Here is a 24,061-nt window from a genome sequence, read left to right as displayed (position 1 = left end):
CATGAGCGAACCGTGCTCAGCTCAGCCACGCCAGCAGGGCCTCGAGCGCCGGCCGGGCCAGCCACACCGCCCGGACGACCTCCGGCCGCTCCCGCAGCACCCGGTGCCCCGACACCAGGGCCAAACCCGCCAGCGCGGCGTCGATTTCGCCGAGCGGGGCCGTCACGCCGGCGTTTTCCAGCGCCCGGACGTACGCATCCCGCCCGGTCCCGTATTCACCGCCCAGCCAGGCGACATCCCCGGGCCACACGCCGCCGCCGGCCCGGCCCCGGTGGTCACCCTGGGCCCCGTCCCGCCCCGGCCCAACTCCGGCGGGCAGCGCCCCGCCACCGCTGCCGGCGTTCCGTTCCCCGGCAGAACCCGTGTCGTCGCCCGGGTCAGGGTCCTGTTTGCGGCTCGCCCCCGCGTCGCCGTGCTCGGTGTCCCGCAGCCACTGGTGCGCCAGCCGGAGCCGTCCGCTCACTTCGAGCCGGCGCGCCCCGGCGACAACCTCGGCCACGGGCGGCTCCGGCGCCGGCCGCCCGCTTCGCCAGGCGTCGACCAGCGCCCGTGTGCTCTCTTCGGACACCCGCAGATTGCGCAGCCGCCACCGCACCCGGTGATCGAGATTGGCTCCGCTCGCGAGCCGGGCGACCTCACGGTCGACCGGTTCCTCGAGCCACTGCCCGACCTCGTCCCGCAGCGCGCCGACGAACCGCCGCCCAGCCGGGGTCAGCACCGGATCGTCGCCCCGGGAACCGCCCGGCCCATGTGTGGCGAGCAGGGAGTCGGCGGCGTCTGCTACGGCGGTGCGCCAGCGGGCGAACTCGAACTGGGCCCGCCGCCCGCCGCCCAGCATCGCGTCGGTACGCCAGAAGCGGGTCACGGCCAGGTACGCATAGGCGCCGTGCAGGATTCCCGAGGTCGGGCGCGGGTCGTCGCGCCACGGTGAGTAGCCGAGTGCGCGGGTCGGGCGGACCAGGTCGAACAGGAGCGTCGTCGCGTTGAGGAGGCTGTGGGCGGTTTCGTGGAGGAGTCCTACGGCCAGGGAGACCGGGTCAGTTGGGGCAGACATCGCGAGGGCGCCGTAGGCGTGGGCCGACGTGGCGCTGACGCCGTCGGCGGCCGGGTCGGGCTCGACCGGGACGATGACGCGCAGGACCTCGGCGAGGATCTCGGCCGACGGGCGGTGGCGGCGGACCAGTAATTGCCAGGATTTTGACAGCATGTGCTGCCAGTGGGCGATCTCGGCCGGGGTGAGGCGGCCGGTCGGGGGCAGTCCGAGACGGTCACGGAGTGGGTCGGCGTCCTCGAGGCGGACGCTCAGCGTGAGGTCTTCGCAGGTGACGGTCACGATGGGGGCGGTGCTGACGAGGGTGGGACGTTCGGGCGGCCGCCCGCCGGAACGCATCGCCGCGACCGCCGTGGCGGCGTAGAGGCCGGTGGCGGGATCGGCCAGGGCCGGGCGGGACGGGGCCGCCGCGTACCAGAGGGGTGTCTCGACCTTGAGGATCTCGCCCAGCAGGAGCAAATGGCGGCTGAGCTGCGCTTTGCGCAGCTCGCCGAGGGTGTCGGGGGAGGGGCGCCCGGCCGCGAGGGTGCCTAGGTCGCGGTCGGCGAGCCGGAAGTGGCGCAACGGCTCACAGCGCCGAGTTGAAGCCGGCGATCTGCTCGGTGGCGTCGGTGAGCTCCTCGGCCACCCGGCGCAGGCTGCTGGCCAGCGGGGACTTGTCGTCGGCGGGGAGGGTGCCCAGCTCCTCGAGCGACATTTCGGAGATATCGATTATGCCGGACTCCCACTCGATGGGTACGCCCCCCGTGGTCCGGTCCACGACACCTGCCTCGCCCTTGTCCGTCGAAAGAATGTCCGTCAGCAACAATCAATGTATGCCTGAAGGTTACGGTGGTCGGCCAAGGGCTGTGAGCAGGGGCCGAGGTGCCGGTTGTTGCGCGACCGTGATCTCATAGAGCCGCCAACAGCACGAAAGTCGGCAACGGAGGACAAAACTGTGCCGGAGGGAATTTCCGCCTCACCGGACGCGGCGTCAGGCTCGATGAGCTCGACCGTCGCCCTCGCCGACCGGGTCGCCACGTTGAAAGCGTCCGCCATCGGAGACGACGGTGCGGTGCGGGTGACGGTGGCGGGCTCCGGGCTGGTGACCGGAATAGAGCTGGACGACCGGGTGCAACGGCTGCCCGGCACGATGCTCGCCGCCGAGCTGATGCGGACCATCCGCCGGGCTCAGGCCGCGATCGTCGACCAGGCCGCGATGGCGGTCGACGAGACCGTCGGGTCCGACAGCGAGACCGGTAAGGCCGTGCTGGACAGCTTCAGCCAGCGGTTCCCGATGGAGCCGGACGAGAGCGAGGAGCCGCCCGTGACGCCGGTGATGCCGACGCCGCCGTTCCCGACCTTCCAGAGCACGCCGACCCTGCCGCAGCAACTGCCCGGCAACGGCTTCGAGAGCGGGCGGGACAGTCGTGCCCGGTGACCTGCCCAAACTGCCGCGCCGGGGTCAGGCGCCGCCGGTCGACCGGATGACCAACGCCGAGCTGGCCCGCATGATCGAGGCCGAGCACCCCTATCGGGGGCGAGCGCTCTTCGAGCTCTCCGACCGCATTCCGGCCGACGACGATGCGGCGACCAAGGTGGCCATGCTGAGCCGGCTCACCTCGCTGCGCGAGGCCCGGGTCTTCGACCCGGTCTCGCTGGCCTGGACCGCGATCATCGCGCTGCTGGCCGGCGGTACGGACCACGCGCGCGCCGAAGCCTACGAGGCGTTCGGCGCGCTCGACGCGGGTGAACAGGCCAAAATGCTCGAATATCTCGAGGTCAAGTCGATCGAAGAGGCCCGCCCGACGATGTCGTGAGGGCGGCGCGGTCAGGCTTCGACCTTGACGTCCTTCCAGAAGGCGACCCGGTCGCGCACCGCGGCGGCGTCCGGCTTCGGCGAGGGGTAATACCAGACGGCGTCGGGCGTGGTGTGCCCGTCGAACTGGAGCGTGTAATACGACGCCTTGCCCTTCCACGGGCAGACCGTGTGGGTGGCGGACTCGACCAGCACGTCCTCCCGGAGGGAGGCTCGTGGGAAGTAGACGTTGCCCTCGAGCACCACGGTGTCGTCGCTCTCGGCTATTACCTCGTCGTTCCAAATGGCCTTCGGCATATCCCGAACGTAGCGCGTGACCGGCCGGTCGTCCGATGTGCGGACGTTAATCGCGGTCGCGGGTGAAACGTGGCCACTCATCCGCCGATTGCTGGGCTCAAGTGTCAGGATCTAGAGTCGATCTGCGTTGTGACCCCCCGACGAGAGTCCCCGGTGAACCCTCTGAGCACCCTGCCGAGCACGGCTGAGCAGGCACGCCACGCGCTGCTGCTGCTCGGCGCGCCCACGCCCGCCCGGCTGCTGGTCGACGTGCACGCGGCGCTGTTCGACGGCGACCTCGACGTGCCCGCGCTGGCCGGCCTGGTGCGCCGCCGGGCGGCCGGGTTCGCGCCGGCGCTGACCGCCGAGCTCGTCCCGTCCTGGGGTGTGCTCACGCTGGCCGCCTGGCCGGTCGAGCAGCGGCTGGTCACGCCGGCTCGCCAACGGGCGGACGCGCTGGTCATGGTGCTGCGGGTGGCCGAGTTCGTGGCCGCCCAGCCGCACGCCGGACGCGCCGCCGACCGGTTGCTGCGCGAGCTGGCGCAGGGCATCCCCCATGGTCCGGAGGCCCTCGATCTGGCCGACGCGGTGCGGGCCGCGCTGACCGATGAGCGACTCACGGCGGCGCTCGCGGCCGAGGAGCCGGTGCGGGAGGCGGTGTTGCGCCGGGCCGCCGGGCTCGACGAGGCGCAACGGCTCTACGGCGTGCCCGGGGTGCCGCACCAGCGAGGACACCGGTGAACCGGGTCGACTCGCTGCGCGGGCCGGTGCCGGGCAAGCGGCACAACGCGCGGACGATCGCCGCGCTGACCGGCAATCCGGGGTGCACGCGGCGGGCGGTGCTCGACGCGGCCGGGGTCGACAAGCCGCGGCTGGCCCAGGCGATCGGGTTTCCGGGCCGGTTCGGGCAGAGCCGGTTCGCGCTGGCGCGGGGCAATGCCTTCGAGGCGATGCTGAAGGCGAACGACGGAGCTCTGCTGCGGTCCGTTCTGGGCGACATCTCAGGTGATTATGTCGATATCGGTGACGACTCCGATGAGACGCTCAATGCCCGGAATGCCCGGACGCGGGAACTCCTGACCGACCAGAAGACCAAGCTGCTCGACCACCCGATGCTCACGATCGAGGTCGCCGGTCAGACGGTCTTCCTGGAGCCCGATCTGATCGCCTTCCAGCCGGCCGGCGGCCTGCTCCAGGTCGTCGAGATCAAGTCGTTCGCGATCGTCGACGGGCAGGCCGACGGCGCCAAGGTCTCGGCCGCGGCCATCCAGGCGGCGGTCTATGTGCTGGCGCTGCGCCGGCTGCTCGGCGAGGAGCGGGTCAGTCACGAGGTCGTGCTGGTCGCGCCGGTCGATTTCTCGATGACGCCGGTGGCGGTCGTGCTCGACGTCCGCAAGCAGTTGTCGACGCTGCGGCGGCAGCTCTCCCGCCTGGCCTCGGTCTCGTCGTTGATCGCCGAGCTGCCGCCCTGGGTGTCCTTCGACCTCGCCCAGCCGGCGCCGCAGCTGATCAAGTCGATCGAGGCGCTCACCGCTCGATACGCCCCGGAATGCCTCTCCTCTTGTGAGATGTCGGTCTACTGCCGCAGCGAGGCCGCCGGCACCACGGGGGCCCTCGGCCGCCCGGTCCGCGACGCGCTCGGCGGCGTCGAGTCGATCGAGGAGGCGCTGGCGCTGGCCGACGGCGTCCGGGAGCCCGCCGAAGGGCAGGCCGAGGCGGCCGCGTTGCTGCGGGCCGCCCGCCGGCTGCGGGACGAGGCGCTTTCTTGAGTACGCTCGTCGCCCTCGCCCGCGCGCAGGCGGTCACCGAGGGCCGCGCCCAGCCCATCGCCACCGTCCGTCACCTGCACGTCCACGACCGGCCGCTGGTGCTGATCCCGCTCGCGATGGCCGGCGAGGCCAACGCCCCGCTCGCCGCGATGCTCGGCACGTCGCCCACCGACCGGCATCTGCTCGTGGTCGGCCAGCCCCGCAACCGGGACGAGCGGTTCGCCTTCGCGGCCGACCTGGCGGCGCTAGTGCTGCCCTATGTGGACTCGTTCCGGGGTACCGAGGAGCCGGTCGCGGTCGATCGTGGCCGCGACGTGCGCTACCGCTATGTCGACGCCCCGCAGATCTGGGTACCCAACACCGGCGGGGTCGAGTTCCTCAAGCTGCTCGGGCGGTCGACGCGTTTCCGGCGGGTGGACGGCGACTACCCGGTGCATCCGTCGGTGCCGCTGCTCGGGCGCTGGCTGACGTTCTTCGCCTCGACCTCCGAGGTGCCCGGGTCGTCGTTGCTGCTCAACGCGGTGCAGGCGCTGGCTCTGCACTGGGCGACCGGGCAGAGCGCGGCCGAGGACGCCCAGTTGGCGGTCCAGTTGGCGTGGATCGTCGACGGTGCCCGGGAAGCCCATAATGTCGAGAATGGACCCGTCGCCGGCCCGGACACCGATCCGGACTTCGACAACCACGTCCTGGCGCCGCTGATCGCTGCCTCTTCGCCCGATTTGCCGAAGGTGCTGGAAGAACTGCTGCTGCCGACCTGGGAGCAGATGTGGAAGGCCCTGGCGCTGCTGCGAGGCATGGACGCCGGCTCGCGGGTCGCCTCGCGGTGGGACCTCGACAAGGACGCCTATTCCGGACATGTGCAGGGGATCGAGGAGGGCACCCCACCGCAGCCGCGCCGCGACGGGGCGGTCGCGGCGGCCGCCCGGCTGCAGCGACTGGAAACCGCCGCCGCCCGCTACGCGGTGCAGCGCGCCTTCGACGACCCGCTGGTCATGGCCGAACACCGGCTGGCCGGCACGGCGTTCGGCGCGACGGTCACCCTGGCGAAAGCCGACCGCATCGACGACACCGGCAAACGGCCGGTGCTCCGCCCGCGCATCATGGTGGTCACCGCCGAGACCGTACGCGTCGAGCCCGGCGCCACCCTCACCTCGCCGGCCCGCCCGAGCCAGAAGGCCAAGGTCATCTCGGTGACCGCGGGTCCGGCCGGCACCGAGGTCCTGCTGGAACTCTCCGGCGGGATGGGCCGCAAGCTCGTCGCCGAGCCCGGAAGCGTGCCCGCGGTGGGCGAGAAGCTGCTGCTCACGACGCTGAGCGAGGCCTACCGTCCGGGTGGCGCGCTGCCCGAACCCGAGCAGACCCCGTGGACCCACGGCGGCCCGCCCGTCGCCCAGGACGGGCCCTGGTCAGGTCAGCCGGACCAGCAGTAGAGCGATGTCGTCGGCCCGCCGGGGCGCCGACTCGATCACCCGGCTGCAGAGGTCTTCGCCGGTGTGCCCCTGGTTGGCCCGCAGCACCGACCGGATCCGGTCGATGCCGTCGTCGATCATCCGGGACGGGCTCTCGACCAGCCCGTCGGTGTAGAGCAGCAGCATCGAGCCGGGCGCCACCCGCCGCCGGTGGGTGGGCCGGCCGTCGCGGGGCATCAGCCCGAGCAGCGGCTCCGGCGACTCCCACCAGACCTCGACCTCGCCGTCCGGCCGGAGCAGTATCGGCGGCGGATGCCCGGCGTTGGCGAACTCGAGCTCGTAGCCGTCGTCGTCGCGCCGCAGCCGGGCCAGCACCGCGGTCGCCGCGGCCGGCACCCGCAGCCCGTGCAACGCGCGGTCGAGCTGGGCGAGCAGGCGCCCGGGCGGGTCGTCACGCCCGTACGCATCGCCGCGCACCAGATTGCGTACCTGGCCCATCGTCGCCGCCGCCTCGATGTCGTGCCCCGCGACGTCGCCGACCGCGACCATGACGCTGCCGTCGGGCTGCACGAACGCGTCGTACCAGTCGCCGCCGACCGCGTCGCCGGCCTGCGCCGGCAGGTAGCGCGCGTGCAGCTCGATGCCGGGGATCTCGGGCAGCTCGGTCAGCATGCTGTGCTGGAGCACCTCGGCCACGTGGCGCTGCCGGCCGTAGAGCCGGCTGTTGTCGACCGCGAGCCCGGCCCGGCGCCCGATCTCGGCCGCCGTGTGCTCCTCGTCGGCCCCGAAGACGCCCCGCGCCGCGCCGTTGACCAGCATCACCGCGCCCAGGACGCGCCGCGAGACGGGCGCCGTGATCGGCACGATCAGGTAGGAGCCGAAGCCCATCCGGCCGGCGATCTGCATGATCTCGGGACGGTCGAGGGCCGGGCGCCGCGGGTCGGCGCGATCCTCGCGGACCAGCCGGCCCGTGCGCTGCACGGCTCGCAGCACGAGACGGACGACCTTGGGCGTGGACTCGGCCAGCTGCGCGAGGCGCAGGGCGTCGATCGCGTACGCCGGGTCGTGGTGCGCGGCCGACACATGCCGGATCTTCGTGGTCGTCGGGTCGGTCAGCGTGACGAAGCACCAGTCGGCGAGCCGCCCGGCGACCATCCGGCCGACGCGTCCCATGCCGGCCTCGATGTCCATGGTCGCGGTCAGCGCCTCGGTCAGCTCGCCGATCAACCGCAACTGGTCGTGCGCCACCTCGGCGCTGGCCCGGGCTTCCTCGGCGCCGGCGCGGGCCTCGTCGGCGATGGCCCGGGCGATCCGCAGCCCGACCTCGGAGGAGCAGACCGCGGCCAGGTCGGTGAGCAGCGTGATCTCGCTCTTCGTCCACTTGCGAGGCTCGCGGTCCATCACCGCCAGCGTGCCGACGACCAGCCCGTCGGGGTCGGTGACCGGCACCCCGGCGAACGCGGCCGCCCCCAGCTCGCGGATGGCCGGACTGTCGCGCATCTGCGGATCCTCGCGAACGTCGCCGACGACCAGGACGCGGCCGCTCTCGACGACGTGGCGACTGAACGAGTGGCTCAGCGGCGTCTCGCGGGTCGTGGCCAGCGGCTCGGGCAGGCCGACCTGCCCGGGCAGGAACTGACGGTCACCGTCGATCACGGTGACGACCGCGACCGGCACGTCGATCAGCTGCTCCACCAGGCCGGCGATGCGCTCGAACGCGGCATCGGCCCGCGAGCCCACCCCGAGGCGCTCGACCGATCGCAGGCGCGCGGGATCGACGAGCACGCTGTTCGCGGCCCGCCCCACCCGATCTTCCTGCAGCATCGTCGCCCCTCGGCAGGTAAGGCATGTCAGCGTACCGGGTCGCGCACCGGCCCACACCGCGCCGAACAGCCCCAATAAGGTGTGGGCATGCCGTTCGCCGCCACGCCGTCGCCGCCCTACGTCGCGGTCATCTTCACGTCGACGCGCACCGAGGGTGACAACGGCTATGGGGCGATGGCGCGGGCGTTGGAGGAGCGGGCCCTCGACCAGCCCGGCTACCTGGGCATCGAGTCGGCGCGCGACGCCGGCCTGGGCATCACGGTGTCGTACTGGGCCGACGAGGACGCCGCCCGGGGCTGGAAGCAGGTCGCCGCGCACCTCATCGCCCAGCGCCGGGGCCGTTCCGCCTGGTACACCGACTATCGCGTGCGCGTCGCGGTCGTGCACCGCGACTACGGTCTCGACTCCTCGGACCTTTAGGGCCGCTGGACTTCACGGGCGCTGGACTTCAAGGGCGCTGGGGTGACGGCTCGTCGCCCGCGGTGACGTCGGCGTCGGCCGCCAGCGGGGCCCACTTCTTCGTCCACTCCTCGCGGCGCGCCTCGAAGGCGTCGTCGTCGAGGCCGTAGGTCGACACCGTGACCTCCATCCGCGCCGCCGACGGCCCGGTCAGCGGCACCCGCCCGGCCACCACGACCAGGAAGCCGTCGGCGTCGACGGTCCACGACACCCGGCGGCCGACCGCCTGCCACTCGGTCTCGGCCAGCGACAACGCCTGCCGGCCGGTGGTCTCGCCGGTCAGGTAGAGCGTGCGGCGGACCCCCGCGGGCCGCCTCTCGATCAGGAACCGCAACTGCACCAGAAAGGCCCGCCAGGCCTCCTCGATCGCGTCGTACGCGTCGGGGTTGTCGGGCACCGGCCCCTCGCGGACCGCCCGCACCACGGCCCGGTCGTCGTCGCCGGTGACCTCCAGATAGGACCCGTCGGCCCAGCCCATCCGCTCCGGGGCGAGCAGCGTCGCCTGGTCGACGAAGATCTGCTGAATCTCGGCGTCGAGCCCGTCGTAGTCCCACCCGAACCACTGCCGGATCGCCGCCGGCTGGGTGACGGTGTCCCACACCTCGTCGCGGCCCGCGGGCAGGGCGAACTCGACGGAGTACGGCTTCAGTCGGCGTTGATCGGTCATGCCTCCATCATTGGGCCAACCCGACAAACACGCCACGGGACGGCATCGTCACAACTCGATTGCAGCTGGCTGTATGGGCCCGGGGTCCCGTCAGGCGGCCCGGCGACCGTGATCCGGGTCGATCGGGGCGCGGCGGCCCGCGCTGAGGCCCGAGCGGATCGTCCGGCGGACCTCGGTGCGACCGAGGCCGGCATAACGGGCCGCCGCGTCCAGTTCCCGCACGACGTCGACCGGATCGAGCAGGCCGGCCCCGACCAGCCGGCCCAGCGCGAAGGCGGCCCGGTTGAGGGTGTCGTTACGGGCCCCGACGCTCGCGCGGGCCACCCGGTCGGCCTCGGCGGTCAGGGCGGCCGAGGCGTACCGGTCGGGGTGGGTGATCGGTCGCCGGGCGACCGGCATGATCTTTGGGCCTTCGATGAGCGCGCGAAGCGTGCCCGAGCCCTCCGGCAGAGGTTCGGCCGGCCCGCGCAGCCAGCGGTAGTCGCCGCGCGGATGCCGGGAGGGCGGCGCCACCACATAGCCGCCGATGCCGCGCCAGTCGAGGCCGGGCAGCAGGTGAACGCGGTTGCCGAAGCCGGTCGGGCGGAACCAGAAATGCCGGCCCCCGCTGCCGGTGCGGACCTGGGGGCCGGCCGGGATCTCGCCGCCCATCAGGTGACAGAGGCCGTGCCAGCCCTCTTCGGAGTCGACGTCGGCGACATCCATCGCGATGCCGGTGCGGAGCCCGACATTGGCGCCGGGCCAGCGGTGCCACCACAGCTCGATCCGCCGGGGGTCGGTGCTGGCGTCGTTGAGACCGTGGCGCAGGCGCGGGTGCTTGCCCGGGCTGTCGCAACGCGTCCCCTTGTCGCACGAGCACCCGCCGCCGGGCGCGGGCTCATGGACCGGCAGGACGGGGATTCCGTGCCGGGCATAAGCCAACGCGGCCGTGAGCGACATTAGAACAACTGTACGATATTTCCCCGCGCCGGCGCGCTCAACGATGCAGATGCGCGAGGATCGCCTGATTCGCCTCCCAGCCGTCGGGGAACTTGACCGGCACGTTGAGGTGCACCGGCTCGGTCGAGGGGTGGGCGTCGAGCAGGTCGGCGATGCCGTCGCGGGCCACCACCACGCACGCGTGCCGGTGCCGCGACGTGAGCACGCAGAGCCGCCCCGACTCGAGGTGGAACGCGGTCGCGTCGCGCCGCCCCGAGAGCGGGTGGAGCACGATCGTCAGGTCGTACTCCCGGCCCTGGAGCCGGTTGGCCGTGTCGACGGTGACGCCCGCGGCTCCCGGCGGCAGCAACGAGCGGATGGCCGCCGCCTGGTCGCGGTGGGCGGCGCCGATGGCAATCCGGTCGGCGGTCAGCCGGCCCTCGCCCGCCTCCGAGATCGTGCCGCCCTCGCGTTCCAGGGCTCGCGCGGCCAGGCCGGCGCAGGCCGCGGCCGCCTCGGCGTCGGTGCGGATCGTGAACCGGGCCGGCAGCTCGTGCAGGCCCCAGCCGGTGGCCGCGGCCTGATCGAGCGCTCGGTCGAGCGCCCGGTCGAGCGCCTCGTCGTGCACCGAGGACGCCGGCTTGCCGAAGGTCAGCACCCGGTCGCCCGGCCCGGTGCCCGACCGGAACCCGGTGAACGGGTAGAACGCCTCGGCGACGACCGGGGCGGCCGAGTGCGGCAGCCGCCACGAGACCGGGAGCCGGTGCACGGGCAGGTCGGGGTTGTGCCGCAGAAGCACCGCGACGGCGCTCTGCATCGGGTCCCACGACAGGCCGATCCACCGCTCGACCTCGACCGTCGAGAACGGGTCGAGCTGGCCCGGGTCACCCACGAACAGGGCGCGCTCGAAGCGGGACGCGACGCGGAGCAGGGCGTCCGACCGCATCTGGTACGCCTCGTCGACGATCGCCCACGGCCAGGTGCCCTCGGTGACCGTCGCCCACTTGGCGGCCGTGCCGATCGTGACCGCGGGGGTCCGAAGGTCGGCGACCTTGGGCGCGACCCGGCAGGCCGGATGGGCGCGCACCCGCTCGGACGGCTCGTAGTCGACCGCCGACAAGCGGCCGACCGTGATCTGCGGGGAGCGCGCGCCGAGCCGTTCGATCAGGTCGTCGACCTGCTCGTTGGTCTGCGCCACGATCATCATCGGCTCGCCCGCCGCGGCCAGGACGCCGGCCGCCCGCACCACCAGCGTCGACTTGCCGGCGCCGGGCGGCGAGTCGACCACCACGCCGCGGTGCTCGCCCGAGCGCAGGTCGCGCAGCACGGCGTCGACCACCCGCGCGGCCTCGGTGGACGGGCTGACGATCTCGTTCGCGATCACCGGGGCACGGTAGCGCGGCGAGGGGGACATGTCCCGGTTCGTGGGTGAGTTCGCGCGTGGTGACGGCGTACGTCAGAAGCCTGGATCGCCCAGGGTGACCGGCAGATTCTTATCCGGTGCCGGAGGCGCCGGCCTTGACTTTCGGAGGTATTCGACTCAGGCGGGGAGTGGCGACGATGCCAGGGGTGATCTCGCTAGGCGGCGACGAACGATGGCAGGCGACCGGGTGGTTGTTCTGCTGGGTGGTCGGCTTTCTCGCGATGAACGTGGAACAGCAGCGGTTGGCGGCCGACATCGATCACGTGCGGGCGGACGATTCGGGTCGGCTCGATCTGGGTATGTTCGGGTCGGAGGCCGATGGGGAGATGCGCGCGTTGCTCCGCGACCGGCTCGTCCCGGTGGCCGAGGAGCGCTTCCCGCCGACGATGTGCGGCCGGGCGACGGCGTTGGAGTTGCTTCGCGATCTGGCCCGGCTCGCTTCGAAGTCCCCTGTGGATCGACCGGCCGCCCGGGTGGTAAGCCGGACAATTCGCCCCAGTCGGACGGCTGTGGCGAGCTTCTGACGGAAATCCGACACGTATCTGGTCGGCTGCGACCTAGCGACTTCGGCTGGCGCGCAATCCGGCTAGACCGGGCGGCCTCCGGGGGCGCGCCGAAATGATCTCCGCGGCCTCGCCGCGCGGGCTCGGGAGAATACGTTTTCGTGCTGGTGAGGGGATAGTTGATCGTCACTATGAGTGGGTGTTTGCGTCTTGGACATCACTCTGAAATATCCCCCTGATTGACTGTCGACTCAGGCCGAATAGCGAAGCCGGCATGCAACTTGCACGAGCGGTTCGCCGTGCAAGTTGCATGTTTCGCAGCCTCCTGACCTGCTGCTCCGTCGTCGTGGCAACGTTTCGGGCGTCGCACAAGATTTCATTCACCGGCGTTTCTGAGATGGCCGGAATCAACCCTTCCAGTCGATCACCGGAAGTGGAACTCTTCTAGCCAGCAGTAGCGCCAGCGACACGGACGGTGGTGGTATGTATGCGCCCAGACGTTCTGGTCGGTCCTAGCGAATGGGTCGTCGAGCAGTTCGGTGAGAAGGTTGCCGGCGAGCTCTGGACCCGAGTCCCCGAAGCGTTGAGCACCGCGATCGACCGCGAGGTCAACGCGCACCCCGCTATGACGCAGACGATGGAACGAGTGCTCGCGAATCCGCGATGGTCGCTCCCCTACGAGGAACTGGTGCTGTTCCTGGGCACCCTCCCCGGTGCCGAAATCATTACTGTGCCGAAGTCCGTCTACCAACTGGTCGTCATCAACGGACACGTCGTCGTCCCGTGGTGCTACGGCCAGTCCGCACGCGTCTCGATGCGCGACGTCGAGGTCGGCCGCTCGTTCGGCCGGCTCGCCCGCGAACTCCTGCGCCGGTTCGGCCCCCCGTGGCGCCGGTCGCAAGCCGAATCCCCCCTTCCACTCGACGCCGTCGACGAGCGTGAGGTCGCCAAGATCTGCGCCGCCATCGCCAAGATCGAGCCCAAGCCCGAGGTCGTCATCGCCGGCTATGCGGGTGCCCCCAACCTGGGCCTCCTGCGCGCCTGCCTGGGCGAAATCAAGTCAACCGACAACGGCGCTCTCAACTGGAGCCACCTCGACGACCTGCCCCTGCCACCCCCGGTCATCCCGCGGCCGCGGCGCATGCAATTCCCGTGCTAGCCGGTTGTGCTAGCCGGCTGTGCTAGCTGGCTGCGCTTCGCTCCGCGAATGATCGCCCCTTTGGGGCTTGTGCCATCGGAGATGATTTTCTGCCGCCCGCACACCCCGCGGGCGTCAGAAAATCAGCTGCGATAACACAAGCGGGGCGATCACCAAGTCGAAGGCGCCACGGCGCGGCGGGCGGTCGCCGCGTCGAAGGCGCCATGGCGCGGCGGGCGGTCACCGCGTCGAAGGGGCCACGGTGCGGCGGGCGGTCACCGCGTCGAAGGGGCCACGGTGCGGCGGGCGGTCACCAAGTCAACGGCGCGGCGGCTGGGGTCTTGGGGCATCAACGCGGTTATGGACATGCATGTGGTTACCGGGGGTGGGCGCGGGATCGGCCGGGCGATCGTCGAGCGGCTGCTGGAGGACGGCTCCGGCGTGGTGGTCGTCGAGCTCGATCCGGACGCGCTCGACTGGGCCCACGACCGGATGATCCCGCTGGTCGGCGACGCGGCCGACGACGAAGTGGCCTCGCGGGCGGCCGGGCTCGCGGCCTCCCACGGCACCCTGCGGGGCTGGGTCAACAACGCGGCGGTGTTCCGCGACGCGTGGCTTCATCGGTCGGGTGGCCGCCCGGTCATGGAGCTGGTCGAACGCAACCTCGCGCCGGTCCTGGCCGGAAGCGCGGCGGCGGTGCGGCACTTCCTCGACGCCGGCACCGGCGGGTCGATCGTCAACATCTCGTCGCATCAGGCTCGGCGCCCGGTGCGCGGCGCTCTCCCGTACGCGACGGCCAAGGCCGCCATCGAAGGGCTGACCCGCGCCCTCGCGGTTGACTACGGGCCCTCGGCCGTACGCGTCAACGCCCTCGCCCTCGGCTCGATAGCGACCGACCGGGTCGCGGACCTGACCGCCGCCGAACGCCGCGACTTCGACCGGGAGATCGCGTCGTTGCAGCCGCTCGGCCGGACCGGGAAGCCGGCGGAGGTCGCCGACGTGGTCGCGTTCCTGCTCTCCGAGGCGTCCCGTTTCCTGACCGGAGCCGTCATCCCGCTCGACGGAGGCCGCGCGGCCGCCGGGCGCGACCCTGAGGAGAAGCGGAATTAGCGCAGGTCGAGAGCGTAGAACAGCTTGTCGTAGCGAAGGCCGCCGACCGCTACGAAGCGGGGCAGGAGGCCGTAGCGCCGGAAGCCCAGGGACTCGTAGAGGGTGGCGGCCCGGGTGTTGTCGGCTCGCAGGTCGAGGGTCAGGACCTCGACGCCGGCCGTGCGGGCGGCGGCGATCAGGGTGGTCATGAGGTGGCGGCCTACGCCGTGGCCCTGGGCGGACGGCTTTACCGCGACCTTCTCCACGTCGGCGTGGGGGCGGTGGGTCGGGCGGTCGTAGCGGCGCCAGTAGGCGAGGCCGGTCACGTGGCCGTCGTCGATGGCTACGGCCAGGGCGGTGTCGCCGGGTGGAGCGGTCCAGACGTCCCGGAGCAGGGCGGTGACCTCGGCCGGGGCCGGTGGATCGACCCAGCCCAGGGCGGCGCCCTGGCTGACGAGGTCGGCCAGCAGGGTGGCGGCGTCGGTGAGCTCGGGGTCGGTCAGGCCGTGCGGGCCAACCAGATGGACATGCACCCGGGCGAGCGTAGACGGAACAATGCCGGGTGATGGAGCGGATGCGGCACGGATACAGCCACGACACTCGCGGCGACGGGGTGACGGTGGTGAAGCGCTATGCCGGGCCGGAGGCCGCGGTGCGGGCACGGACCGAGCGGGCGGCGGTCGAGCTCTGGCGGGAGCGCCTGGAGATCACCGCGGGCTGGCGCGAGTAAAGCGGATCTTCGAGAGAAGCCGGCCGAGGTCACCGCGGGCGGGCGGGAAGTAAAGCGGATCTTCGAGGGGAGCGGGCCGAGGTCACCGCGGGGCGGTGGGTGTGAAGAGCGCTTCGACCAGGGCCCGGAGGGTGTCGCGGTCGCGGTCCTCGGACGGTTCGTATTCGGTTATGCCGAGGCCGGCTAGCGGGAACCGGTCGAGGACCGACCGGACGGCTTTGGCCAGGGCGGCCGGGGTCACGCCGCCCGGCTCGGGGCAGCCGACCGAGGCGAACGTGGTCGGGTCGAGGACGTCCAGGTCGATGTGGACGTAGACCGCTCGGGTGCCGGCGGCCGCGACGACCGTGGGCAGGTCGGCCAGCTCGCCCGGCGGGACGAGGGCGATGTCGTGGTCGGTGACGAACTGCTTCTCGGCCGGATCCAGCGCGCGGACGCCGGCCAGCACCACCTGCGACGGCCGCAGCTTGGCCTGCGGGGAGAGCGGGCCCTCGTCGCCGAGCAGGGTTCGCAGCACCATGCCGTGGAAGGCGCCGGACGGGGACGATCCGGGAGTGTTGAGGTCGCCGTGCGCGTCGAACCAGACGACCGTCAGGCCGTCGCCGTGCGCGGCCAGGGCCGCCTCGACGGGTGCCAGCTCGACGCCGCAGTCGCCGCCGACGGTGACCGTGCGGTCGTCGAAGCCGATGGCGCGCGCGGCCTCCAGGTTGGCCGCCAGGTCGCCGGCGATCGGCACGCGGACGTGACGGTCGCCGGGGATCATGGCGGCCAGGTCGGAGGCGCCCGAGGCGAGGCGGCGGGCGGTCGGTGAGCCGGAGCCCTGCCACTGGCCGATCTCGAGGACGGTACGCCGGGGCGGCGCCACGATGCCCAGCTCCTCGATGCGCTGCCAGACCGGTCGCATCGCCGCCGACGGCTCGCGGGCGAAGATGCTGCCCCGGATGCGGACGAAGACGCAGTTGCCGACCCGCTCGAGTACGGCCTGCCGGCGCATGTCGCTCTCCCACTGCTCGGGGCCGTGGTAGGCGTCGCCGTCGCATTCGATGGCCAGGCGTCGGCCGTCGGGGGCGTTGAGCACGAAGTCGATGCGGTAGGCGCCGAGGCGGAACTGGGGGATCGGCCGGTAGCCCCGCGCGGTCAGCCGGCGCAGCACGTCCCGCTCGAAGTCCGACTCGCACTTGACCGACAAATCTGAGATGTCCGGATCGGCGACCATCCCCGCGTTCGCCAAGTAGGTCAGCAACAGCGACCGCGCGTCGTCGACCGGCAGCGAGGCGGCCCGCACGGAGTGGAAAACCCACAGCTGGTCACGGGCCCGCGAGGCCGCCACGTTGATCCGGCGGTGGTATTCGCGGCGGGTGAAGGCGGCGACCTTCGGGTCGTTGTCGGAGACCACCATGGACACCAGTACGACGTCGCGCTCGTCGCCCTGGAAGGTGTAGGCGTCGCCGACCCGCAGCCGCCGGGCCTGGATCTCGTCCTCGCCGATCTCCTCGCGCAACCGCGACAGCAGGTAGCCGGCCTGACCGCTGGTGCTGAGCAGGCTGATCACGCCGAGCGTCTTGCCGCGATAGGAGGGGTCGGCCACGATCCGCACCACTTGATCGACCAGGGCGGAGGCCTCGGCCAGGTTGACGTCGCCGAAGCCGGCCAGCGGCTGCCGCACCCCGTCGGCCAGGAAGACCGTGCGCAGCGGGGCGACCGACGGCCGGTCGGCCCGCAGGGGCATGATCTTGCCGTCGTAGTAGTGGCGGGACGAGAACTCGATGATCGGCGGCACGCAGCGGAAGTGCTCGGTGAGCAGGATGCGCTCCGGTGATCGCCGCACGGCGTGGTCGTAGAGCGACGACTCGGGGTCGAAGTGCTCGGCCGACGGCACGTCGTCGAGGTGACTGTGGATCAGGCCGCTGACCGTGCCGACGAAGCCCAGCTGGGGGCCGATCTGCTGGTCGTCGCCGACCACGACGGCGCGTTCGGCCAGGGCGAGCACGGGCAGGGCGAACAGGTCGGCCTGCGACGCCTCGTCGACGATCACGACGTCGAAGCGGGCGCCGCCGGCGAACTGCTCGATCGCCCGGTCGACCGACATGACCCAGACCGGCACGGCTTCGACCGCCGACTCCATGGCCCGCTGGGCGTGCGCCTGCCAGGCCGCGGCGTTGCGGCCGGTGCCCTTGCCGATCTTGCGGAGGGCGGTGGTCCAGTCGGCCAGCGCGGCGCGGCGCCGGTCGTCGAGGGCGCGCGAGACCTCGAGCCAGGCCGAGGCGACGACCAGTTCGCCGGTGCGGCGGCGGATCTTGTCGCGGGCCGACTCGACCCGCTGGGACAGCACGGCCGGGTCGACCCGGCCGATGACGTCGTCGAACCAGGTCTGCGCGCGCCGCCACGCCCACGCGTCGAGACAGGCGCGGCCGGAGACCTCGGGCACCCGGCCGGCGTCGATCATCGCGGCCCAGGCCGGGGCGGCGGCGGCCACCCTCGCGCGCAGCTCTTCGCAACGGTCCGCCCGCGGTCGGAGCGCGGTCAACCCGCGTACATCGGAAAGCGCCTCGTCCCACCCGGCGAGAGAGAGCCACGCCTGCGCGAGCCGCGGCCACGCGGCGAGGCGTTGCCGAGCCGCCCGCTCGGCGGCGGCGAGCTCATCGAGATCGAAGACCGCGCGCGCCGCGGCGAGCAGGTCGGCGGCGCGGCTCAGGGCCGCGGGATCAAGATCAAGATCAAACTGCGGTACGCACGAGGCCAGCCTCGCGGCGAGCTGGGGCCAATACCGTACGTCCCAGTCGAGCGACTGCCTCGCGTCGGCGAGCAGCGCGCCCGCCCAGATCTCGGGATCGGGGCTGTCGGGCGACGGCACCTGAAGGCGGGCGATCCACTCCGTCCAGTGGGCACCGAGCCGGCCGCGGACCTGCCGGCGCCGCACCCACGCCGTCACCACGTCGACGTCCTCGGGTGTGCGCAACGGCTCGCCGTCGACGTGGATCTCCTCGGCCAGCCGGAAGAGGGCCGCCTGCAGGAGGCGGCTGAGACCGCGGCCCGCCGCGAAGCGCTGCCGGACCTCGCTCAGCTGGAGGATCAGGCGTTTCGGTTCGGCGACGAGCGCCGGCGGGACCTCGACCTGGTGGCCGGCCAGGGCGCGGGTCAGGCCGGCCAGCTCGGACAGCAGCTCCTCGGTGGCCGTGACGTGATCGGTCCAGACCGTGCGCCAGTGCTCGTCGTTGAGCAGGCGGCCGAGCCGGTCGGTCCACGAGCCCTCCCGGCGGCGCAGCCAGCCGAGGGCGTCGCCGAGGTCGGCCCGCATCTGGGCGAGGCCGTCGGGGCCGGCCGCCCGGACCGCATCCGGGTCGAGCCCGGCCTCCCGCAGCCGCTCGACCTCCTCGGCCAGCCCGGTCTGGCGCTCGCGGCGCTCGGCGGTCGTGGCCGCGGACGGCAGACCGGAGATGTCGGGGATCTCGGCGCGGGCCCGCCGGCGGTCCTCCGGCGTGATCGTGGCGGCGAGGTGCAGCAACTCGGCGAACTCGGACTCGTCGAGCGGCGGCGGCCCGCCGATCGGATCGGGGATGCCGCCGTGCGCGGCCGCGCGTTCCCGCAGCCAGGCCCCGACCTCGACCGGGGTGAGATCGGCCCCGTCGAGCCGATAGGTCACGGCCTCGCTCTCGGCGATCGCCCGCAGGCCGCCGAGCGCGGCCGCCAGCTCCCGCTCGGACTCCTCGAGCAGCCCGGTCAGCCGCTCGACCCGGCGGGCCTCGGCGTCGCGGTCGAGGGTGGCGGCCCGGTCGGACAGCTCGCGGGCGGCCAGTTGAAGCTGCACCAGCTGATCGGTGGTGCGGCCGAGCACGGCCAGGCAGAGCGGCTGGATCTCCTCCGGCAGGCCGTCGCGCAGCACCCGCAGCGGATCTTCCTTCTGGGCGACGACCAGCACCCGCTTGCCGTTCGCCATCAGGTGGCAGATCAGGTTGCGGATGGTGTGGGTCTTGCCGGTGCCGGGCGGGCCCTGGACGGCCACGTTGCGGTGCAGGGCCAGGCGCCGGGCGATCGACTCCTGGGCCTCGTTGGTCGGCAGGGGCATGAGCAGCCGCTCGCCGACCCGCGTCCACTCCTCGGGGCGGTCATCGGGCATGCGCAGCTTGCTCGGCTCGTGGGCGATGATCGCCGACAGCGCGCCGACGCTCGACGTGTCGCCGGCCAGCAGGCGGTCGCGCAGACTCTCGAGGAAGCCGCGCAGCAGCCGCTGCTTGGGCCGGGCGAACAGCACCCCGGTGTCCTTGATGTGCGGCGCCGAGATCTCGGCGTCGGCCCCGGCGACGACCCGGTCGTAGCCGAGCCGGCCGAGCGCCCGCTCGAACAGCTCCCGGCGGTCGAGGTCGTTGAAGAGGTCGACCTCGAGCGTGCCGGCCGGGCCGGCCAGCGCGAGGAGCTGGGCGAGGTAGCGCTCGTCGAGCCCGTTCAGGGCGTCGGTCTGCAACCGGGACGGCCCGGCCGGGGAGACCGTGACGAGCGAGCTGTCCGGCTCGTATTCGATCAGGACCGGGGTCGCGACCAGGGGATAGCGCACGCGCTGCCCGTTGATCGTGGTCTCGAGGAGGCCGTGGCCCCAGACCAGCTCGGTGGTCGCCGAGGCCATATCGACCGAGTGCATCAGGTCGAACAGCTGCCGGTGCAGGGTGCGTGTCTTCTCGGCCTCGGCGGTGGCGAGCGCCCAGGGCCGCCACGCCTGCTCGCGCCAGACCTCGAAGTCGTCGGGCGCCGGGTCGGCGTCGTCCGACGCCTCGGGCACCTGGGTGGCCGTGACGCCCTCGCGCAGGCGGCGGCGCAGCTCGGCCGGGACCCCGACCGGGGGCGGCAGGTCGGGCCGGCCCACGCGCAGCCAGGAGGTGCCGGCGGGATCGGGGCCGACCTGGCAGTCCGGGTGGTCGGGCAGGGTGGCGAGCCAGTGCGCGTCGGCCGGGACCGTGCGTGCGGGGCGCTCCATCTGCGCGCGCACCGCGAGCAGGTAGTCGGCCACCGCGACGGCCCGGTCCCGGATCGTCGTGGGTGACTCCAGCTGCTCCGGCATTCTCCGAATTCTAGGACACCCGTACGACGTGCTCGGGATGCTCGATGCGAGCCTTCACGCCGCTGTACTTGGCGAGCAGGGTGACCAGGGCCGGACCGTCGATCAGCTCGAGCGGCCGGCCGGCGACCGCCTCGTAGGCCTCCGCGTCGATGCCGCCCAGCGCGACCAGGATGCCCTTCGTCGCGCCGGCCGCGACCACCGCGCCGGCCAGCGAGTGGGCCGCCGCCGCGCCGGCCGGGACGCCGCGGGTCGCATAGACCACGACCGGGCCGCCGAAGACCGGCCGCGGGTCGGTCGCGTGCCAGCGGGCGCCCTGCGCGGTGCGGACCGGGCGCCCCATCTGCAGGCCCATCACGCCGAACAGGTCGGCCAGGGTCAGCTCCCAGGCGTCCGCGCCCATCGTCACCAGATTGGGCCGCTCGTCGATCTCGGCCAGGACGTTGAACTCCTCGGTGAAGTCGCGGTCGGCGTCCCGGTCGAAGTCGACCATCGGCTGGACCGCGCTCAACTCGTCGGGCGTCGGCGAGAGTACGCCCTGGAGGTGGGTGAGGCAGGCCACCGGGTCGACCCGGCGCAGCTTGATCGCGGCGAACGTCTCCCGGTCGGTCTTCAGCGAGACCAGGCACGGGCGGACGAACCGGCCCGTACGCCGGTCGATCGTGTCGACGATGCCGTTGAACGAGATCTGGCCGACCAGGGCGCCGCGGTCCGCCTCGACGATCTCGTGGACCGTACGCAGCGTCACCTGGGCGATGATCTCGACGTACCGGCGGCGGATCTCGGACTGGTCGCGGGGGATCGCCGCCAGGTCGTCGCGTACGCGGTCGTAGCGGTACTCCTTCACCACCGGGACCACCTCGACCGGCGGCAGGTGGTATTCGATCAGCAGGTGGCGCTGCTTGGGCAGGTAGGCCAGGCGGAAGTGCTGCGGGAAGTCGTCGGGATAGACCGAGTTGCCGAGCACCATCGCGAAATACTCGACCACCGAGGCCGGGTCGGCGCTCGCCACGGCCGCCGCGAAACGGTCCACCTCGGCGTTGTAGGCGACGAGCTTGGCTTCGTACTTGCGCCGGCTCTCCTCGTACGCCCGGCGCCGGGCCGCCAATTGCCGGCGGCGCCGCTCCTCGCCCTCGGACCACCGGGCCCGCGCCTGTTCGTAGTTGCGCCGGGCCCCAGCGGTCTGTTGCTGGTAGAGACGATCGCCGAGGATCTTGCCGACGCCGCGCGGCTGCGGTGGCAGATAGCGGTCCCACACCGGCTCGGGCGCCGCCGTGGCCAGCGGTCCCGGGTCGAACGGCGGCACGGTCACCGGCTTCTTGAAGATCTGCAGGTCGATGTGGTCGTCGACGTCCAGCGTGGAGAGCAGCAGCGCGTCGAGGTCGGCCAGCCGGGCCCGCACCTCGGCGTTGGCCGCCGCCGCGCCGGCCGTGCGCGCCTCGTTGTAGAGCCGGCGCTGCTCACGCTCGCGTTCGGCGTCGGACGCGGCCTGCTGCGCCGCGGCGATGGCCAGGTCGGCGTTGCGCCGGATCAGGTCGCGCTGCTGTGCGGCGGCCGTGTTGGCCCGCTGCGCGTCGGCCGCCTGGGTGGCGTGCACACGCTGCATGTCTCGGATGATGCCCATGCCCAAGTCCTCGCGTCGGGGTCTCTTCGCCACCATAGCCAGCGCTACCCAAGGTCTTTTCGCGACCGCGCAGCGTGCATGTCCTACCGGCTATCGGGGTAGGAGTCGCACTAGGTTCCACGTTCAACACTGGCAGTAACTGTCCGTCATGGATACGACCGTAGTGGGGAGTGAGATATACGGAGCGCAGTGGTCATCCGATCGGTTGATTCCCTACTCTGATCGGGCGAGAAGCTGCTGTTCCCGGGTTTGTGGCGCGCGCGGCCAAAACATTGACGCGGACGTGCACTGTTATCGCGGCCTTGTGACGGGTCGTAATAGTTCAGGAACTAACGCGGGTCGAGGAGAGAAGGCGAACCTGATGGCGGCACCGGAGGAGCGGCACTCTGTGCCGCCCGTGCTCCCGGAGCCGCGTAGCCCGATCGAGGACCGCACCCCGGCCGCCGGGCCGGCCTGGTTCTCCTACACCGCGACCGGTGACCACATCGTCTGGTCGGCCCCGCTGCGCGCGATGCTCGGCCAGCCGCCCGTCCAGCACGAGGTCAGCCGCCAGGTGCTCGCCCGCTACGTGCACCGCGACGACCACGCCCGCGCGCTCGGGGCGATCACCCGCACCTGGACCAGCCGCAACCCGGTGCGGGTCACCGTGCGCCTGCTGCGCACCGACGGCAGCTGGTTCGACGTCGACTGCCGGCTCGAACCGGTGAAGAGCCCCGACGGCACGGTGCGCGGCATCCGCGGCACCCTGATCGACGTCTCGGCCCGCGAACGGGCCCGCCGCGAGATCGCCCGGCTGGCCCGGCGAGGGGAGACCGTGCAATCGCCCATCGTCGACCCCGACCCGGCCACCGGCCTGCTCACCCGCGCCCGCTTCGCGGACGAGGTCGACCGGGCCCTGCGGCTCGGCGGCGGCGCGGTGCTGGTCATCCGGGTGCAGCCGGACCGCGTCGCGGAAGACGGCGAGGGCGTACGCCCGGAGCTCAACGCCGACCTGCTGCACCGGGCCGCCCGGGTCCTCGAAGGTCTCGCCCAGCCGGACGCCCTGCTCGGCCGGGTCGGCCCCAACGAGATCGCGCTGCTGCTGACCGGCGACTCCTGGGCGATGGCCCGCCGGCAGGCCGAACTGCTGGTCGAGGCGCTGCGCACGCAGACGTTCGTGCTGCCCGACACCTGGCTGCGGGCGCGGGCCTGGGGCGGGCTGGTGCGCTTCCGGCCGGACGCCGAGGCGACCAGCCACGACCTGCTGATCGACGCCGAGCAGGCATGGCGGCAGTCCCGCGAGGCCGGCCGGCCGCTCACGATGGTGCCGCACCCGATCGCGGTGCGCGACCGGCAGGGGCGCTACCGCAGCCGGGTCGCCGACGCGCTCGACACCGACCGGTTCACGCTCTACGCCCAGCCGATCCTCGAACTGCAGTCCAACCGGGTGACCCGGCACGAGCTGCTGCTGCGGGTGCTCGACGAGGCCGACGGGCCGCAGTCGCCGATCCAGGTGCTCGACATCGCCGAACGGCTCGACGCGGTCTTCGACATCGACCTGTGGGTGGTCGAGCGGGCGATGCAGCTGGCCGCCGACGACCCCGAGAGCAACCTGCAGATCAACCTGTCCGGCCGCTCGGTCGGCGACCCGCGGCTCACCGGCGAGGTCGAGCGGCTGATCAAGCAGTACGGGGCGACCCCCGAACGGTTGACCTTCGAGATCACCGAGACCGCGCTGATCGGCAACCTGAGCGAGGCCCGCCGGTTCGCCGACCGCATCCGCGACCTGGGGTGTGAACTGGCCCTCGACGACTTCGGCTCGGGCTACGCGTCGTTCCGCTACCTGCGGCTGTTCCCGATCGACCTGGTCAAGATCGACGGCGAGTACATCGTCGACCTGGTCGACAACCCCCAGGACCAGGTCCTGGTGCGGGCGATGGTCCAGGTCTGCCAGGCCTACGGCATCCACACCGTCGCCGAGTTCGTCCAGGACGAGCCCACCCTCCGCCTGCTCCGCGAACTAGGCGTCGACTACGTCCAGGGCTACCTGATCGGCCGCCCGTCCCCCTTGGAGCCAGGCCGCCTGCACACCCCCTGACGCCCTTGCCTCCGGCGCCCGCAGCCCGCGTGACTTCCGGGCCTCGACCGGTATGACTTCGGGGACCTGAGCTCGTGTGACCTCTGGCCTTTGACTTGTGTGACTTCGGGCCCTCAGCTCGTGTGACGTCTGGGCCTTCGACTTGTGTGACTTCGGGCCCTCAGTGAGATTCCCCCGTATGCCGGACACCCGAGGTGTGGGGTCAACGGTCGTGATCTGACGGGGTGTGGAGCTTCTCGAACTCGATCGGGCTGCGCAT

General features: G+C 72.3%; 21 protein-coding genes. 11 read left to right on the top strand and 10 right to left on the bottom strand.

What is annotated here, in order from left to right; genetic code table 11:
• Nucleotides 1-16: 16 nt before the first annotated feature.
• A complete protein-coding gene (locus AB0M88_RS27585; RefSeq protein ID WP_364107144.1) occupies nt 17-1,615 on the bottom strand; it encodes an HEXXH motif-containing putative peptide modification protein in 1,599 nt (532 codons plus the stop codon).
• Between the two features lie 4 nt (nt 1,616-1,619).
• Nucleotides 1,620-1,811, bottom strand: coding sequence for an FxSxx-COOH cyclophane-containing RiPP peptide (gene fxsA, locus AB0M88_RS27580; RefSeq protein WP_364107143.1), 192 nt, complete (start codon nt 1,809-1,811; stop codon nt 1,620-1,622).
• 177 nt (nt 1,812-1,988) lie between these two features.
• On the opposite strand from fxsA, the gene AB0M88_RS27575 reads away from it, so the two are divergent.
• Both AB0M88_RS27575 and AB0M88_RS27570 read left to right on the top strand, forming a co-directional pair.
• Nucleotides 1,989-2,471, top strand: coding sequence for a YbaB/EbfC family nucleoid-associated protein (locus tag AB0M88_RS27575; protein WP_364107141.1), 483 nt, complete (start codon nt 1,989-1,991; stop codon nt 2,469-2,471).
• Nucleotides 2,461-2,850 carry a hypothetical protein gene (locus tag AB0M88_RS27570; RefSeq protein ID WP_364107139.1) on the top strand — a complete coding sequence of 130 codons (390 nt, stop codon included), beginning with the start codon at nt 2,461-2,463 and terminating at the stop codon, nt 2,848-2,850. Before AB0M88_RS27575 ends, AB0M88_RS27570 begins: the two co-directional genes overlap by 11 nt.
• Before the next feature lie 11 nt (nt 2,851-2,861).
• On the opposite strand, the gene AB0M88_RS27565 is transcribed toward AB0M88_RS27570, so the two are convergent.
• Nucleotides 2,862-3,146, bottom strand: a complete 285-nt coding sequence (locus AB0M88_RS27565) for a DUF427 domain-containing protein (protein ID WP_364107137.1) — start codon at nt 3,144-3,146, stop codon at nt 2,862-2,864.
• A 153-nt stretch (nt 3,147-3,299) separates the two neighbouring features.
• Between AB0M88_RS27565 and AB0M88_RS27560 the strand changes: the two genes are divergently transcribed.
• The 3 genes from AB0M88_RS27560 to AB0M88_RS27550 are packed head-to-tail and all read left to right on the top strand — an operon-like array spanning nt 3,300 to nt 6,324.
• Nucleotides 3,300-3,866 carry a hypothetical protein gene (locus tag AB0M88_RS27560; RefSeq protein ID WP_364107135.1) on the top strand — a complete coding sequence of 189 codons (567 nt, stop codon included), beginning with the start codon at nt 3,300-3,302 and terminating at the stop codon, nt 3,864-3,866.
• Complete coding sequence (locus tag AB0M88_RS27555) at nt 3,863-4,894, top strand: hypothetical protein (protein ID WP_364107133.1); 1,032 nt, start codon at nt 3,863-3,865, stop codon at nt 4,892-4,894. The genes AB0M88_RS27560 and AB0M88_RS27555 overlap by 4 nt, the downstream gene beginning before the upstream one ends.
• Nucleotides 4,891-6,324: a hypothetical protein gene (locus AB0M88_RS27550; protein ID WP_364107131.1), complete on the top strand. Its 1,434-nt coding sequence runs from the start codon at nt 4,891-4,893 to the stop codon at nt 6,322-6,324. Before AB0M88_RS27555 ends, AB0M88_RS27550 begins: the two co-directional genes overlap by 4 nt.
• On the opposite strand, the gene AB0M88_RS27545 is transcribed toward AB0M88_RS27550, so the two are convergent.
• Nucleotides 6,301-8,127, bottom strand: a complete 1,827-nt coding sequence (locus AB0M88_RS27545) for a SpoIIE family protein phosphatase (protein ID WP_364107129.1) — start codon at nt 8,125-8,127, stop codon at nt 6,301-6,303. The two genes, AB0M88_RS27550 and AB0M88_RS27545, sit on opposite strands and share 24 nt — an antisense overlap.
• A gap of 87 nt (nt 8,128-8,214) precedes the next feature.
• On the opposite strand from AB0M88_RS27545, the gene AB0M88_RS27540 reads away from it, so the two are divergent.
• Complete coding sequence (locus tag AB0M88_RS27540; RefSeq protein WP_364107127.1) at nt 8,215-8,547, top strand: antibiotic biosynthesis monooxygenase; 333 nt, start codon at nt 8,215-8,217, stop codon at nt 8,545-8,547.
• A gap of 28 nt (nt 8,548-8,575) precedes the next feature.
• Here AB0M88_RS27540 and AB0M88_RS27535 read toward each other — a convergent pair whose 3' ends face one another.
• The 3 genes from AB0M88_RS27535 to AB0M88_RS27525 form a co-directional block, all read right to left on the bottom strand.
• Complete coding sequence (locus tag AB0M88_RS27535; protein ID WP_364107125.1) at nt 8,576-9,253, bottom strand: activator of HSP90 ATPase; 678 nt, start codon at nt 9,251-9,253, stop codon at nt 8,576-8,578.
• 90 nt (nt 9,254-9,343) lie between these two features.
• Nucleotides 9,344-10,192, bottom strand: coding sequence for a bifunctional DNA primase/polymerase (locus AB0M88_RS27530; protein ID WP_364107123.1), 849 nt, complete (start codon nt 10,190-10,192; stop codon nt 9,344-9,346).
• A 37-nt stretch (nt 10,193-10,229) separates the two neighbouring features.
• Nucleotides 10,230-11,555, bottom strand: coding sequence for an AAA family ATPase (locus AB0M88_RS27525; RefSeq protein ID WP_364107121.1), 1,326 nt, complete (start codon nt 11,553-11,555; stop codon nt 10,230-10,232).
• Between the two features lie 176 nt (nt 11,556-11,731).
• Between AB0M88_RS27525 and AB0M88_RS27520 the strand changes: the two genes are divergently transcribed.
• The 3 genes from AB0M88_RS27520 (at nt 11,732) to AB0M88_RS27510 (ending at nt 14,345) form a co-directional block, all read left to right on the top strand.
• Entirely contained in the window at nt 11,732-12,118 is a 387-nt protein-coding gene (locus AB0M88_RS27520) for a hypothetical protein (protein WP_364107119.1), read from the top strand.
• Nucleotides 12,119-12,584: 466 nt separating this feature from the next.
• The gene (locus AB0M88_RS27515) at nt 12,585-13,256 is read left to right on the top strand and encodes a hypothetical protein (protein WP_364107117.1); all 672 of its coding nucleotides are present in this window, start codon (nt 12,585-12,587) and stop codon (nt 13,254-13,256) included.
• A gap of 345 nt (nt 13,257-13,601) precedes the next feature.
• Nucleotides 13,602-14,345 (top strand): SDR family oxidoreductase, encoded by a 744-nt coding sequence (locus tag AB0M88_RS27510; RefSeq protein WP_364107115.1) that lies wholly within the window; start codon nt 13,602-13,604, stop codon nt 14,343-14,345.
• Here the strand turns inward: AB0M88_RS27510 and AB0M88_RS27505 are convergent.
• Nucleotides 14,342-14,857, bottom strand: coding sequence for a GNAT family N-acetyltransferase (locus AB0M88_RS27505; protein WP_364107113.1), 516 nt, complete (start codon nt 14,855-14,857; stop codon nt 14,342-14,344). The genes AB0M88_RS27510 and AB0M88_RS27505 overlap by 4 nt on opposite strands.
• Nucleotides 14,858-14,889: 32 nt before the next feature.
• Here AB0M88_RS27505 and AB0M88_RS27500 point away from each other — a divergent pair, with 32 nt between their 5' ends.
• Nucleotides 14,890-15,054 carry a hypothetical protein gene (locus AB0M88_RS27500; RefSeq protein ID WP_364107111.1) on the top strand — a complete coding sequence of 55 codons (165 nt, stop codon included), beginning with the start codon at nt 14,890-14,892 and terminating at the stop codon, nt 15,052-15,054.
• An 82-nt stretch (nt 15,055-15,136) separates the two neighbouring features.
• Here the strand turns inward: AB0M88_RS27500 and AB0M88_RS27495 are convergent, their stop codons facing one another.
• Together AB0M88_RS27495 and AB0M88_RS27490 are read right to left on the bottom strand one after the other, a co-directional pair.
• Entirely contained in the window at nt 15,137-20,104 is a 4,968-nt protein-coding gene (locus AB0M88_RS27495) for an arginase family protein (protein WP_364107109.1), read from the bottom strand.
• 10 nt (nt 20,105-20,114) lie between these two features.
• Nucleotides 20,115-21,725: a restriction endonuclease gene (locus AB0M88_RS27490; protein ID WP_364107107.1), complete on the bottom strand. Its 1,611-nt coding sequence runs from the start codon at nt 21,723-21,725 to the stop codon at nt 20,115-20,117.
• Nucleotides 21,726-22,113: 388 nt separating this feature from the next.
• Here AB0M88_RS27490 and AB0M88_RS27485 point away from each other — a divergent pair, with 388 nt between their 5' ends.
• Entirely contained in the window at nt 22,114-23,802 is a 1,689-nt protein-coding gene (locus AB0M88_RS27485) for an EAL domain-containing protein (protein WP_364107105.1), read from the top strand.
• The last annotated feature ends 259 nt before the right edge of the window (nt 23,803-24,061 follow it).

Origin of the sequence: Actinoplanes sp. NPDC051411, from assembly GCF_040682075.1 — a bacterium.
In the GTDB taxonomy this organism is placed as follows: domain Bacteria; phylum Actinomycetota; class Actinomycetes; order Mycobacteriales; family Micromonosporaceae; genus Actinoplanes.
This window is presented reverse-complemented; position numbering and strand designations above follow the sequence as displayed.